The 14,272-nt window shown below is 38.6% G+C and carries 11 protein-coding genes, 2 tRNA genes and 1 pseudogene; 13 read left to right on the forward strand and 1 reads right to left on the reverse strand.

Going from position 1 to position 14,272, the window contains the following annotated elements:
* Positions 1–259: 259 nt before the first annotated feature.
* The 12 genes and pseudogenes from ACFO3P_RS18880 to yihA all read left to right on the forward strand — a co-directional run bounded on the left by ACFO3P_RS18880 (position 260) and on the right by yihA (position 11,590).
* Positions 260–1,333: a GerMN domain-containing protein gene (locus tag ACFO3P_RS18880; protein ID WP_042534425.1), complete on the forward strand. Its 1,074-nt coding sequence runs from the start codon at positions 260–262 to the stop codon at positions 1,331–1,333.
* A 169-nt stretch (positions 1,334–1,502) separates the two neighbouring features.
* Positions 1,503–2,249: a ribonuclease PH gene (rph, locus tag ACFO3P_RS18885; RefSeq protein ID WP_042534424.1), complete on the forward strand. Its 747-nt coding sequence runs from the start codon at positions 1,503–1,505 to the stop codon at positions 2,247–2,249.
* A 19-nt stretch (positions 2,250–2,268) separates the two neighbouring features.
* Positions 2,269–2,862 carry an XTP/dITP diphosphatase gene (locus ACFO3P_RS18890; RefSeq protein ID WP_042534423.1) on the forward strand — a complete coding sequence of 198 codons (594 nt, stop codon included), beginning with the start codon at positions 2,269–2,271 and terminating at the stop codon, positions 2,860–2,862.
* 21 nt (positions 2,863–2,883) lie between these two features.
* Positions 2,884–3,393, forward strand: coding sequence for a metallophosphoesterase (locus tag ACFO3P_RS18895; protein WP_042534422.1), 510 nt, complete (start codon positions 2,884–2,886; stop codon positions 3,391–3,393).
* Between the two features lie 280 nt (positions 3,394–3,673).
* A tRNA-Gly gene (locus tag ACFO3P_RS18900) sits at positions 3,674–3,747 on the forward strand.
* Between the two features lie 4 nt (positions 3,748–3,751).
* A tRNA-Arg gene (locus ACFO3P_RS18905) sits at positions 3,752–3,825 on the forward strand.
* Between the two features lie 401 nt (positions 3,826–4,226).
* Positions 4,227–5,201, forward strand: a complete 975-nt coding sequence (locus ACFO3P_RS18910) for a tetratricopeptide repeat protein (protein WP_193062339.1) — start codon at positions 4,227–4,229, stop codon at positions 5,199–5,201.
* 122 nt (positions 5,202–5,323) lie between these two features.
* The gene (gene tig / locus ACFO3P_RS18915; protein WP_042534420.1) at positions 5,324–6,610 is read left to right on the forward strand and encodes a trigger factor; all 1,287 of its coding nucleotides are present in this window, start codon (positions 5,324–5,326) and stop codon (positions 6,608–6,610) included.
* Between the two features lie 329 nt (positions 6,611–6,939).
* Entirely contained in the window at positions 6,940–7,098 is a 159-nt protein-coding gene (locus ACFO3P_RS18920) for a ClpX C4-type zinc finger protein (RefSeq protein ID WP_139089140.1), read from the forward strand.
* Positions 7,098–8,375, forward strand: a complete 1,278-nt coding sequence (gene clpX / locus ACFO3P_RS18925) for an ATP-dependent protease ATP-binding subunit ClpX (RefSeq protein ID WP_042534419.1) — start codon at positions 7,098–7,100, stop codon at positions 8,373–8,375. The genes ACFO3P_RS18920 and clpX overlap by 1 nt, the downstream gene beginning before the upstream one ends.
* A gap of 292 nt (positions 8,376–8,667) precedes the next feature.
* A pseudogene (gene lon / locus ACFO3P_RS18930) lies at positions 8,668–11,004 on the forward strand (endopeptidase La).
* A complete protein-coding gene (yihA, locus tag ACFO3P_RS18935) occupies positions 10,994–11,590 on the forward strand; it encodes a ribosome biogenesis GTP-binding protein YihA/YsxC (RefSeq protein ID WP_042534417.1) in 597 nt (198 codons plus the stop codon). Before lon ends, yihA begins: the two are co-directional and overlap by 11 nt.
* Positions 11,591–11,671: 81 nt before the next feature.
* Here the strand turns inward: yihA and ACFO3P_RS18940 are convergent, their stop codons facing one another.
* Positions 11,672–12,151, reverse strand: a complete 480-nt coding sequence (locus ACFO3P_RS18940) for a LiaF transmembrane domain-containing protein (protein ID WP_193062335.1) — start codon at positions 12,149–12,151, stop codon at positions 11,672–11,674.
* A gap of 337 nt (positions 12,152–12,488) precedes the next feature.
* Between ACFO3P_RS18940 and hemA the strand changes: the two genes are divergently transcribed.
* On the forward strand, positions 12,489–13,862 hold the full coding sequence (gene hemA / locus ACFO3P_RS18945; protein ID WP_193062333.1) for a glutamyl-tRNA reductase: 1,374 nt from the start codon (positions 12,489–12,491) through the stop codon (positions 13,860–13,862).
* The last annotated feature ends 410 nt before the right edge of the window (positions 13,863–14,272 follow it).

A 14,272-nucleotide genomic window follows, 5' to 3' on the forward strand; every position in this document is an offset into this window, starting at 1 on the left:
AACTCCTATGCAGATGAGAGTGAATCTTTGCATAGGAGTTTTTTCTCACAGCTGCATATTAACCTGACAACATTGCTGCGATTATTCGCTCCATCGTAAAGAGCCATGCGTCGAAACCTCCACTGATTAAAGTTTCAGTTTATGTGGTCTTTTTTCAGATATAAAATGAAACTTCCTTTATAAACTATCTAAATCATGGTCTATTTCTCGGGGTGGGCTCGTATGATTAATAGTACAAACCATCTTGGGAGGTAGTTGCATGAGTAAAATGATAATCCGATTAATCGTGGCTTTTGGAATATTAGTCTTGTTGGCAGGATGTTTTAAAGGAGAACAGTCATCAAAAGAGGTGGATCCTCCGCAAAATGCAGAAGCAGTAAATGGGGAAGAAACAGCAGATGATGAAGCAGCAAACGAGGAAGATGCTGCAGCTCCTCCTGAGGAAGCAGAAGATACGGTTTCTAGAGAGTTGTATTTAATTGATTCAAACGGGATGGTTGCCTCACAAATGATTGAGCTTCCAATTCCTGAAACAAATCAAGTGGCGCAGCAAGTTATTGAATATATGGTTAAAGGCGGTCCAATCACTCCAATGCTGCCAAACGGCTTCCAAGCTGTGCTTCCGGAGGATACAGAAGTCCTTGGCATTGATCTTCAAGAAGACGGTACAATTGTCGTAGATTTATCCGGAGAATTTTCCGATTATGAAGCAGCATCTGAGCTTCCTATTTTAGAAGCTGTTACACACACGCTGACACAATTTGAGAATGTTAATAAGGTCAAGCTTCGGGTGGATGGAGTCGATTTAAAGGAAATGCCAGTAAATGGTACACCGATCAATAATGGTTATACACGGGCAAAGGGAATCAATTTGACCAATAATGATACATTAGACTATTTTAACAGTAGTCCAGTTACCATGTTTTATCCGGTAGAACAGGAAAATAACCGTTATTATGTTCCTGTTACGCAATATGTCGAGATGGATGATGAAAATGATTTAACAGGCGTTGTGAATGAACTGGTAGACGGTCCAGGTTATCAAAATCATGTTGTGAATGTTTTTAGCCCGGAAGCAGCCTTGACAGCAGATCCGGTTATAGAGGAAGGAGTTGTCCATCTGACATTTAATGAAGGTATCCTGATGGATTCCGAGCAAAATATTATCTCAGATGAAGTGATGGAGACTATGGTCAGAACGTTAACGCAGCGGCCAAACATCGATGCGGTAAATGTTCAGGTTGAAAATGTGGATGAAGTATTTAATGAAAATGGAGAGCCTTATTCTGCACCGGTGTCAGCAGATATATATACTCCAAGTGAAGAATTATAAAAGGATTGCAATGTGCGATGAAGCATCTGGAGAGCAGTTTACCTGTTCTTGAGGTGCTTTTTTCTTTGAACGGATAATTTGAAGATACATACTTCTTTTAACAGCATTCTCATGTTTCTTTTTTCGAAAATATGATAAGCTATGTAATGTGAAATAAGGAGGAAAATAGATGGAAAGACAGGATAATCGAAAACCAAATGAATTGCGGCCGATAAAAATAACACCGGGCTATATTACACATCCGGAGGGGTCTGTATTAATTGAAATGGGCCAGACAAAGGTTATTTGTAATGCGAGTATTGAAGATAGAGTGCCGCCATTTATGAGAGGCCAGGGAAAAGGATGGATTACAGCGGAATATGCAATGCTGCCGCGTGCAACAGAGCAGCGTAATATTCGTGAATCTTCTAAAGGAAAAGTGAGCGGCAGAACGATGGAGATTCAACGTTTGATTGGACGAGCACTACGTTCAGTTGTTGACCTTTCCAAAATCGGGGAACGGACCATCTGGATTGATTGTGATGTTATTCAAGCGGATGGCGGAACTAGAACAGCTTCCATTACAGGTGCTTATGTCGCTATGGCAATTGCACTTCATCAGCTTGTTGAAAAGAAAGTGCTGAAGGAGCTTCCTTTAACTGATTTCTTAGCGGCAATTTCAGTTGGTGTATTGCCTGAGGGATGTGAGGTACTTGATCTGAATTATCAGGAAGACAGTACAGCGGATGTCGATATGAATATTGTGATGACTGGTAAAGGGGAATTTGTAGAACTGCAGGGAACTGGAGAAGAAGCTACATTTAGTCCAAAGCAATTACAAGCGATGCTCGGTTTAGGTGAGCAAGGTATTCAGGAATTGATCAGCCAGCAGAAAGAAACGCTTGGCTCTATTGCAGATTTGGTTAACCAAGACTGATTTCATTGGGGGAGATACCATGAAGAAGATTATTATTGCAACAAAAAATAAAGGAAAAGTAAAAGAATTTAGAGATTTCTTTGCTCCTCATCATATTGAGGTAGTTTCCCTGCTTGATTTAGACGAGGACATTCCAGATATTGAGGAGACAGGGGAGAGCTTTGTAGAAAATGCAGCTATCAAAGCGGAGCAAATTTCTAATCGTTTCCAAAAGACAGTGCTGGCTGATGATTCAGGGCTGGTTATTGACAGTTTAGAAGGAAGACCCGGAGTGTATTCCGCCCGTTATGCCGGCGAACCGACAGATGATCAAGCGAATATTGATAAGGTTCTGGAGGAAATGAAGGAAATTCCTGAAGGCGAACGCGGAGCCCGCTTTGTCTGTGTCTTAGCAATTGCTCAGCCTGGTCAGGAGCCGTTGTTTGTAACTGGGTATTGTGAAGGTCATATTCAAACGGAACAGAGTGGAGAAAATGGTTTCGGCTACGATCCTATTTTTGTACCGGAGGGTTATGAAAAAACAATGGCAGAGCTGGATCCGGCTGAAAAAAATCAAATCAGCCATCGGAAAATAGCGATGAATCAATTGGAACAAAATATACATTTGCTCTAAGGAATAAAGAGGAGGAGTATAATGACAAGCGTACTGATTACAAGTGACAGTCACGGGTTGACGAAAGAACTGGAAGAAATGACGGAAAAGCATGCTGCAGATTTATACATCCATTGCGGTGATTCGGAGCTGGATTTTGATGCGGCAGAGTTGAGCGCTTTTTATAAAGTTGGAGGAAATTGTGATTTTGATTCGCTTTATCCAGAACAAGAAATGTTAGATTTAAATGGTCTTCGTTTCTTTGTAACGCATGGTCATCTTCACCAAGTGAAAGGAAGCTTGACCAACCTATCCTATGCAGCAGAAGAGTATGCTGCAAATGTCGTATGCTTTGGTCATACCCATATTGCCGGTGCTCAAAAAATGGGGAATCAATTATTTATCAATCCAGGGAGTATTCGTATGCCTAGAAATCGTGTGGAAAAAACATACGCTGTTTTAAGCTGGGAAAATACAGATGAAGTGCAGGTAGACTTCTACACTTTAAAAGATGGAAAAATAGAAGATATGAGCTATCGTACTTCTTTGTAAAACGAAACTTCATACATTGATAATGTTATGGACGACTCTCCGTGATAAATAAGATAAAAGCAGTTCATATTTTTCTGAAAAGAGAATGTGAACTGCTTTTATTGCTTTCACTAGAGAATTTTCAAGCTGTTTTTCCCTTGTGTACCGAGGGTTTTCGTCATTTTTATGAAGCCGAGAAATAAAAATTAAAAATCTGTTGACAAAAACTTCTATCCCACATATAATATTACTTGTCCGTTAAAAACGGTGCACATCATTTCATACATAAAACACGGTAATTGCGGGTGTAGTTTAATGGTAAAACCTCAGCCTTCCAAGCTGATGACGAGGGTTCGATTCCCTTCACCCGCTCCATCATGTCCCAGTAGCTCAGCAGGATAGAGCAACAGCCTTCTAAGCTGTGGGTCGCAGGTTCGAATCCTGCCTGGGACGTAAACAGTTTAAAAAGCTCAAAACCTCAATTAATAAGGTTTTGAGCTTTTTTGGTTTCTAGAAAAAGATAATTGGCTCTATATTAAAAACTGGGCTTGCAGGGATATGAATAAATTCAGTTAAGAAAGAAACTAGCTGACGTTATTTTTCGGGTGCAGCAGCTTACATCTATATCACGAATGATTTATAATGCATAGATTTTGATGAAGTGCCTAAAATGAATTTAACTATCTTTTTGCAAATTAATATAGACCCGCTGCTTTTTTAAGGGTAACATGATAATGAGACAGGAAGGTTAAACCTGCTGCAGATATAATCTGAAAAAAATAGTTTAAATAGTGTAGGATAGGGTATAACAGATTTGAAGAAAATTTTTGGAAACCCAGAATAGAGGTGAACAAATGAAAGATAGTGCTAAAGTGATATTATTTCCGAATACGAAAAAACAATTGGAAGAAGAAGGTTTGCATGCATTAAAGGAAAAAAGGTACAAAGAGGCATTAGATAAATTAAATAGTCTGATTGCATATCATGAAGGAAGCCATGAAATATACATTGGTAAATTAATGTGTTTGATGGAATTAGGAAAGTATAAGGATGCAGAGCAGCTCAGTGAAGAACTGCTGGCCAGAAAAGACGCACATTATTATCATTACTTCCATATTTATTTAACCATTCTTTTTCAAACAAGCCAGTATCAGCATTTGATGGATTTGTTAGAAATAGAATTTGAGCATAATATGATTCCTGACATGCTTCAAGAGCCTTTTCAGCAGTTATATGAAATGAGCGGCAATATGAAGATTGGGATCGATGAAGATAATGCCGTCAGTTTTATGAAAGAACTTAAGGAAGCTGTAAGGGATGATGATTATCTGAAGCAATGGAATATCATTGATAACCTTCGGCGGATACAGGCAAATCCGGAGGAAGAAAATATCAGACTGCTTGAAAATCCTCAAGTGCATCCTGTTATTAAAACTGCTTTATTAGAATGGTTCAAAGAAACAGGCATAGAAAGATCTGTCTACATACATAAATTTGAGGCAATGATGGTTACTCAGCCGACGGAATTGATCCAGATATCTGAAGAGAAAAGCTATATAGCTATAACGGAAGAATTAGAAAAAAGGGCAGAAGCCAATCCATCTCTATTAAATTTGATTGAGCAGCTTGTATATCGATACTTTTACGTGACTTATCCATTTACACCGAAAGAGAGTGATATGTTTTCTTTTGCAGAAGCCGTCTATATTCTTGGAAATGACTATTTACAGCTGGATTTGCAGCTGGACGAATTGAATGAAACTGCCCAATCATGGATAGAGTCTATAAAAATTTGTAACTCGCTTTATTTAAGTATCATTGAAGAGTAGGTAGTAAAATGCTTGAAACACAAAAGATATGTGTTATAATGAGGTGGTTGTAAATTAGGAAAAATGATTGATCAAATGAATAATGAAATGCAATGATAGATTTGATTTTGGAGGGAATAATAATGACAACAAAATGGGAAAAACAAGAAGGTAATAAAGGAGTATTAACGTTTGAAGTATCTGTTGAAGACTTTGATCAAGCGTTAGACCAAGCGTTCAAAAAGGTATCGAAGGATGTTCAGATTCCTGGTTTCCGTAAAGGGAAAATTCCACGCAGTATTTTTGAAAAACGCTTTGGCGTAGAATCTCTATATCAGGACGCAGTAGATATTGTACTTCCTAGTGCTTATTCTAAAGCAGTTGATGAAGCTGAGATTTTCCCAATTGCACAGCCTTCTATCGACATTGATCAGATTGAAAAAGGACAACCGCTTGTTTTCACTGCGGAAGTAGAAGTGAAACCAGAGGTGAAACTTGGTGAATATAAAGGTTTAGAAGTGGAAGAAAAATCTGTAGAAGTAACTGATGAAGATGTAGAACAGGAAATCGAAAATCTTCGTGAACGCCAAGCAGAATTAGTTGTAAAAGAAGATAGCGAAATCGAAGACGGCGATACTGCTGTTATCGATTTTGAAGGATTCAAAGATGGCGTTGCTTTTGAAGGCGGACAAGGTGAAAATCATTCACTGGAAATTGGTTCCGGACAATTTATCCCTGGCTTTGAAGAACAATTGATTGGTAAAAAAGCTGGTGATGAAACAGAAGTAGAAATCACTTTCCCTGAAGAGTACCATGCGGAAGATTTAGCTGGTCAGGACGCAGTCTTTAAAGTGAAAATTCATGAAGTAAAAGCAAAAGAATTACCAGAACTGGATGATGAATTTGCAAAAGATGTTGATGAAGAAGTAGAAACACTTGATGAATTGAAAGCAAAAAAACGTGAAGAACTGGAAACAAACAAAAAACAACAAGCTGAAAATGAACAGCGTGAAGAATTACTTCAACAAGCTTCAGATAATATCGAGGTAGAGATTCCAGAAGCAATGGTAGACACAGAAGTAAATCAGATGGTTCGCGAATTTGAACAACAGCTTCAAATGCAAGGCATGACATTAGAAATGTACAGCCAATTCTCAGGACAAGATGAGAATGCTTTGAAAGAACAAATGCGTGAAGATGCTGAAAAGCGTGTAAAAACTAACTTGACGTTAGAAGCAATTGCTGAAGCTGAAAATCTTGAAGCTACAGAAGAGGATATCGATGCAGAGCTTGAAAAAATGGGCTCTATGTACGGAGTTGAGAAAGAACAGCTTCTACAAATGCTTGGCGGTTCCACAGAAACATTAGAAAATGATTTAAAAATGCGTGCTGCAATTGAATTCTTAGCTGAAAACAGCAAAACAAAATAATTTTTATAAACAAGTGAAAAAAGAGGATAAATAAGACAAGGTGCGCCGAGAGACGTGCCTTGTCTTTCCTGTTAATTAGGACAGTGTCGAATAAACGAAGATTTTGTCAAAAGCGGTATTTGTTCCAGGATATAAAGTATACTATACAGATGGAATTGCAAATAGTTGACATTTAAAAGAATTGATTCATACTGTATAGACACACTTATCATAGGATTATCTTTAGAAAATATAAAAAGTATATTGTTTTGTATTTCTATTTGTATCTGATATGATGAATTATAAAGCTGACTGCTAATCCGATACGGCACATGTAGGAGTGAATGAATATGTTGAATTTAGAAGCCGGGATGGGACAATCAAATTGCTCTTTTTGTGGGAAGAACGAAAAAGAAGTTCAGAAATTAGTAGCTGGCCCTGGCGTTTATATATGTAACGAATGTGTTAGGAAAGTCTCAGAGATTGTTGAGGAAGGCGGCGAAAAGTAATGTTTAAATTTAATGAAGAAAAAGGACAATTAAAATGTTCTTTTTGTGGCAAAGGCCAAGAACAAGTACGAAAGCTGGTAGCTGGTCCCGGTGTTTATATATGTGATGAATGTATTGAATTATGCACAGAAATTGTTGAGGAAGAGCTTGGCACCGAGGAAGGCATGGAAATGAATGAGATTCCAAAGCCAAAAGAAATCTGTGATACACTTGATGATTACGTAATTGGTCAAGATAAAGCCAAAAGAAATCTTTCTGTAGCAGTATATAACCATTACAAACGTGTTAATTCCGGCATGCATAATGGGGATGTAGAAATCTCTAAAAGTAATATTGCCATGATTGGGCCTACAGGAAGCGGTAAAACACTCTTAGCTCAAACATTAGCAAGAATTATTAATGTACCATTTGCAATGGCTGATGCAACATCATTAACAGAAGCAGGATATGTAGGAGAGGATGTAGAAAATATTCTTCTCAAACTGATCCAAGCTGCTGATTATGATGTAGAAAAAGCAGAAAAAGGAATCATTTATATTGATGAGATTGACAAAGTAGCAAGAAAATCTGAAAATCCATCGATTACAAGAGATGTTTCCGGAGAAGGCGTACAGCAGGCGCTTCTAAAAATCTTAGAAGGAACAGTAGCAAGCGTACCTCCTCAAGGTGGAAGGAAGCATCCGCATCAAGAATTTATCCAAATCGATACAACCAATATTTTATTTATTGTCGGCGGTGCATTTGACGGTATTGATCAAGTAATCAAGCGTCGTATAGGTAAAAAAGTAATTGGTTTTGGTGCAAATGAAGAGCAGGAAGAATTGGATACAGCACAATTGCTGTCTAAAGTTCTTCCGGAAGATTTATTACGCTATGGTTTAATCCCAGAATTTATTGGACGTATTCCGGTAATTGGCAGTCTTACTCCGCTGGATGAAGATGCCCTGATTGAAATTTTGACTAAACCAAAGAATGCACTTGTTAAACAGTATCAAAAGCTGTTTGAAATTGATAATGTCGAGCTTGAATTTGAACAGGATGCGCTTATCGAAATTGCTAAGAAAGCTATTGAACGGAAGACTGGTGCACGCGGACTTCGTTCTATCATAGAAGGAATCATTGTAGATGTTATGTTCGACCTTCCTTCTAGAGAAGACGTAGAAAAATGCATCATTACAAAGGACACTGTTATCCAGGAAGATGGAAGTCCAAAACTTGTTTTCCAGGACGGTACCGTTCAAGAAGGAAATGAGAAGTTACCAAAGGAAAGTGCATAAGCATAAACGGGTGAGGAATGCAGATTCTGGTCAGAATCTGCATTCTTCCTCTTTTCTGCTGGTATAGGACGTGCTTTCAGTAAAATCTTCTTTTATCACGATGCCCGATTGGCGAAACTCCTGATGAATAAATGTTTCTTTTTATAAAATGACTATAATAATCATAGATACCTGAATACTTGTTTATAATAAAAGAAGGTATGATGGTGTTTACATTTTGTTGATTTTTTTTTACACTTAGAAAGAGCCTTACAGAGAAAATACATAAAAAATGAAAATAGGGGGTGAATGTATGACAGCAAACTATTTAAAAATGCCGCTGCTGCCTCTGCGGGGGTTGATTGTGTTTCCGTCGATGGTATTACACCTTGATGTAGGAAGGGATAAGTCTATTGCTTCTTTGGAACAAGCTATGTTAGCTGATCAATACATATTTTTAGCTTCACAGAAAAAAATGAATTCAGATGATCCGAGTTCTGCTGACATCTACAATATTGGAACCGTTGCAAAAATTAAACAGATTACGAAGCTGCCGAATGGAACACAACGAGTACTTGTAGAAGGGTTCTATCGGGCGGAGGTTATTCGTTATCTGGAAGAAGAAGAAAACTTTATTGTAGAGGCAGAAGAAAAAGAGGAGATTGTTGGAGACAGCTATGAAACTGAAGCTTTAATGCGTACGCTGCTTGAACAATTCCAACAGTACATAAAGGTTTCACGTAAATTAACGGATGAAACATTTGAAACCGTTGGCGATATTGATCATCCGGGCCGCTTAGCGGATATGATTACCTCACATCTTTCTTTAAAGCTGGATGACAAGCAGGAGATATTAGAATGCTTTGATGTCACGGAAAGAATACATAAGCTTCTGGATATTATTGCGGATGAGCGGAAGATTTTATCCATTGAAAAGAAAATCGGTCAAAAGATTAAAACTTCCATGGAAAAAACTCAGAAAGAATATTATTTAAGAGAGCAATTAAAGGTGATACAAAAAGAATTGGGAGACCGTGACGGCAGAACTGGCGAATTGGAACAGCTCAGAACAAAAATTGAACAGTCTGATATGCCTGAAAGAATTACCACCGTTGCGATGAAGGAATTAGGACGTTACGAAAAGGTCCCGCAGTCATCTGCTGAAAGCTCTGTCATCCGAAATTATATTGAGTGGCTTGTTGCGCTTCCATGGCAAACCAAAACAGAAGATAATATTCAAATGAAGAAAGCTGAAAAAGTGTTAAATGCAGATCACTATGGATTAGAAAAGGTGAAGGAACGCATTTTAGAATACTTAGCTGTTCAAAAGCTTACTAATACGATAAAGGGGCCGATTTTATGTCTGGTCGGACCGCCTGGAGTCGGGAAGACTTCTCTAGCGAAGTCGATTGCCAACGCAATCGACCGGAATTTTGTCCGTATTTCTTTAGGCGGCATTCGGGATGAAGCGGAAATTCGCGGACATCGCCGAACTTATATCGGCGCCATGCCGGGAAGAATTATGCAAGGAATGCGGCGGGCTGAAACGGTTAATCCGGTATTTTTATTAGATGAAATTGAGAAAATGTCCAATGATTTTCGGGGCGATCCTTCTTCAGCTATGCTGGAGGTACTGGATCCAGAACAAAATCATAACTTTAGTGATCATTACATTTAAGAGACCTATGATTTATCTAATGTATTGTTTATTGCTACTGCAAATAACATCAACAGTATTCCAGAGCCGTTATTGGATCGGATGGAATTAATCTCTATCCCGGGGTATACAGAGGTTGAAAAGCTGCATATCGCGAAACGTCACCTTATACCAAAACAAATTAAAGAAAATGGACTGACTAAAAGTAAAATACAAATTCGTGAGTCTTCTATCATGAAATTAATCCGCACATATACGAGGGAGGCAGGCGTCCGCGGTTTAGAAAGACAAATTGCGACGCTTTGCCGGAAAGCGGCTAAAGAGCTTGTCTCTGATGAAAGCAAGGACAGGATTATTATAACCGATCGCATTGTAGAAGAATATCTGGGCAAGCCGGCATACCGATATGGATTGATTGAAGAGGAAAATCAGGTTGGAGCGGCAACAGGGCTTGCATATACAACAGCTGGCGGAGATATTTTATCGATAGAGGTAACGCATTATCCGGGGAAAGGGAGCCTAAAGCTGACTGGTAAACTTGGCGGCGTTATGCAGGAATCGGCGCAAGCTGCGTTTAGCTATGTGCGTTCTCGTACAGAACAGTTGAATATAGAACCCGATTTTTATGAAAAATACGATATTCATATCCATGTTCCTGCCGGCGCAACACCTAAAGATGGTCCGTCAGCCGGAATTACCATTGCAACAGCCCTCGTATCTTCCTTGACAGGGCGTCCTATCAAAAAAGAAGTAGGAATGACCGGTGAAATTACACTTCGCGGGCGTGTCTTGCCTATTGGCGGATTAAAAGAAAAAGCATTAAGTGCACATCGCGCCGGATTGACGACGATTATTCTTCCGGAAGATAATGAAAAAGATATAGAAGACATTCCAGAAAGTGTCCGTGAGGGGCTTCAGTTTATCCCGGTGAAGCATTTAGATGAAGTCTTAGAAATCGCGTTGGTAAAGGAGGATGAACCTAATGAAAGTTAATCAAGCAGAAATTGTAATCAGTGCTGTCAGTGAGAAGCAATATCCGCAGGAGCAATATCCTGAGTTTGCGCTGGCTGGCCGTTCAAATGTCGGGAAATCTTCCTTAATCAACAAGCTGATTAACCGGAAAAACTTGGCAAGGACTTCTTCCAAGCCGGGAAAAACGCAAACGTTAAATTTCTATCTGATTAATGAATCCCTTTATTTTGTCGATGTTCCGGGTTATGGATACGCACAGGTATCTAAGAAGGAGCGGGCAAAATGGGGCGGCATGATGGAAGAGTATTTTAAAAATAGAGAACCGCTTCGGGCTGTTATTTTAATTACTGATTTACGTCATGAACCGACGACTGATGATGTTCAGATGTATGATTATTTGAAGTTTTTTGAGCTTCCGGTCATCGTGATCGGAACAAAGCTGGATAAAATCCCCAAAACAAAGAAGGACAAGCATATTAAACGATCTAAGAAGGTTTTAGAAATAGATCCAGATGATATTTTTATTCCATTTTCCGCAGAAACCGGCGAAGGCAAAGATGCGGTCTGGGGAGCGATAAAATCTTTCATCGCGGAGGAGCGTCCGTAAAACTTCCGCCTTAGTGACGTTTTGTTATAAGTGAAGATAAAATAAGGATACAGCCAGGAAATTTAATTCCTGACTGTATCCTTATTTGCGTTTGAGCATAAACATACCTAAGAGAATAAGCAGAACTGGCCAAAAACGTTCTAAGAGCGAAACAATCGGCTCAAGCCAGCTGGTGTATATAGAAAGCTGTTCCGAAAAAAGAAATAGCAAGCCTAACAAAATAGAGAAAAGGCCTAAGAAAAATCCTTTTTTTGTTTTGGTATAACGGATAATAAAGGCAAGTCCTATAATAATGAAATAAACAGACCAATCATCTATCCAAAAAGAATAATGCTTTACCCCGTGAAGATGAATGCCGATTCCAAAAAGTAAGGTGCCTATAAATAAATTTTGGTACGTTTTTGTTGTATAGCTATGAATAATAATGCCAATTCCAATTACAATCAGGAAAGATTGCCATGAATATAGGTCAACAAAAAATGGAATTCGGAGCTCCCGCAGTAAAAGAAAAATACCGATTCCAATACATAGATAAGCCAGCAGTGAATGCTTTCTTTTCATAGAAATTCCTCCCAAATGTCTCTGTTTTAATACTGTAGATGATTATACTGGATGTAACAGACAGTCTCTTAAAAAGCAAGTACATCCTTTAAAAAAGTGAGTTCCTTGCTATAATGGGTCAGTTATGTTACATTACAGTCGGAATAAGTTGTTGCAGCGGTCGTTTTTATTTAGCTGGAATGAATCATTTTATCATACATATCCTTATGTTACGTACAAATTGTTTCAGATTCTGTTCACATTTTAGCACGAAAAGCATTTCATGACATGTTATAATGATTATTAGATAATAATCATAAAAAGTTTTGAATCATTTAATCATAATGGGGGTAGTACGGTGCATATTTTAAAGGTTGGGTTTAATTACAAAACAACCCCTGTAGAAATTAGGGAAAAGTTTACGTTTAATGAAGAAAAATTGTCAGAAGCAATGATTGCATTGAAGGAACAGAAGAGTATTCTGGAAGATGTGATTGTTTCAACATGTAATCGGACGGAAGTATACGCAGTTGTTGATCAGCTTCATACTGGCAGATACTATATTAAACAATTTTTAGCAGATTGGTTTGGAGAAGAGAAAGAAACCTTTTCGACATACTTGCAGATTACGGAGGACGATGGTGCAATGGAGCATCTGTTTCGCGTGACAACCGGACTCGATTCCATGGTTCTTGGCGAAACACAGATTCTTGGCCAGCTAAAACAAGCTTTTTCAAAAGGACAACTGGCAAATACAACAGGTACCATTTTTAATGAACTGTTCAAACAAGCTATTACATTCGGGAAACGGATGCATAAAGAGACAGGGATCGGTGAACATGCTGTCTCCATCAGCTATGCAGCTGTGGAATTAGCAAAAGAAAAGTTTGGAGATTTGAGTAATAAGCATGTAGCTATTTTAGGCGCTGGCAAAATGGGCGAATTGGCAGCGAAAAACATTCAAGGCGCTGGAGTAAAGGATATCACTGTCATTAACCGCACACAGGAGAAAGCAAAAATGATGGCAGAGAAATTTGAAGCTAAGTTTGCTGGGATGGATGAACTATCCGCTGTATTAGAAGAAGCGGATATTTTGATCAGCTCTACCGGTTCAGAATCTGTTGTCTTATCGAAAGAAGATATTGAAAAGGTGCAGAGTAAACGGCAGGATAAAGAATTATTCTTAGTAGATATTGCGGTTCCCCGGGATATCGATCCGGAAATTGCTGAAGTAAATCAGGTTGCTTTATTTGATATCGATCACCTGCAGCATATTGTAGATGAGCATCTGGAGTCACGAAAAGCAGCAGCAGAACAAATTGAAATATCCTTAGAGGAAGAAATTGTTCAATTCAAGGAATGGATGAAAACATTAGGAGTTATTCCGGTTATATCTGCTTTGAGACAAAAAGCGTTATCTATTCAAACGGAAACAATGAAAAGTATTGAACGGAAAATTCCAAGTCTGACGGATCGTGAGAAAAAAGTGCTTAATAAGCACACGAAAAGTATTATCAATCAGTTACTGAAAGAGCCGATTACGCAGGCGAAAGAATTGGCCGGCGCAGAGCAGGCAGATGAGGCATTGCAATTATTTATTGATATTTTTGGAATTGAGAATGAGGTAAGAGAAGAATTTGCGAAACAGTTGAAAAAGAATGATGCATTCACTAAATTTACGCAAGAGGAAGCCTCCTCATTCAAGGTTATTGAACGAGTAACCACTGCCTAAGCAGGATGGATTCACCCTGTTTACATCATTCACATCCAACCAGAAGGTCATTTCATTTACTTTCTGGTTGCTTTTTATTGTAGAAGAGGTTGTTCAAAAGTCACCAAATGATAAGAGGCGAATTCTGTAGTTGACGTGTGTTTTACGATGGGACTGGGACAGCGATTACCAATGTTGTCAGGTTAATGAATTTTCTTAAATTCAATACAAATAACAATAAAACTATCTAGCGTAGTGTTTTTCCGTAGCGGTAGCACAAACCTGACAACATTGAGACCTGCGATTACTCGGTCTATTAAAACCGTTGCTGCGATTACTCGCCCCATCGAAAACCTTTGTGGACAACACAGAAGTCACCACATCCTGTGGAAGCCCGTTCGTAAAACACACGTCGCCTTGTTCTTCTTGCT

It is taken from the genome of Oceanobacillus aidingensis (genome assembly GCF_042654105.1).
Classification (GTDB): Bacteria; Bacillota; Bacilli; order Bacillales; family Amphibacillaceae; genus Oceanobacillus; species Oceanobacillus oncorhynchi.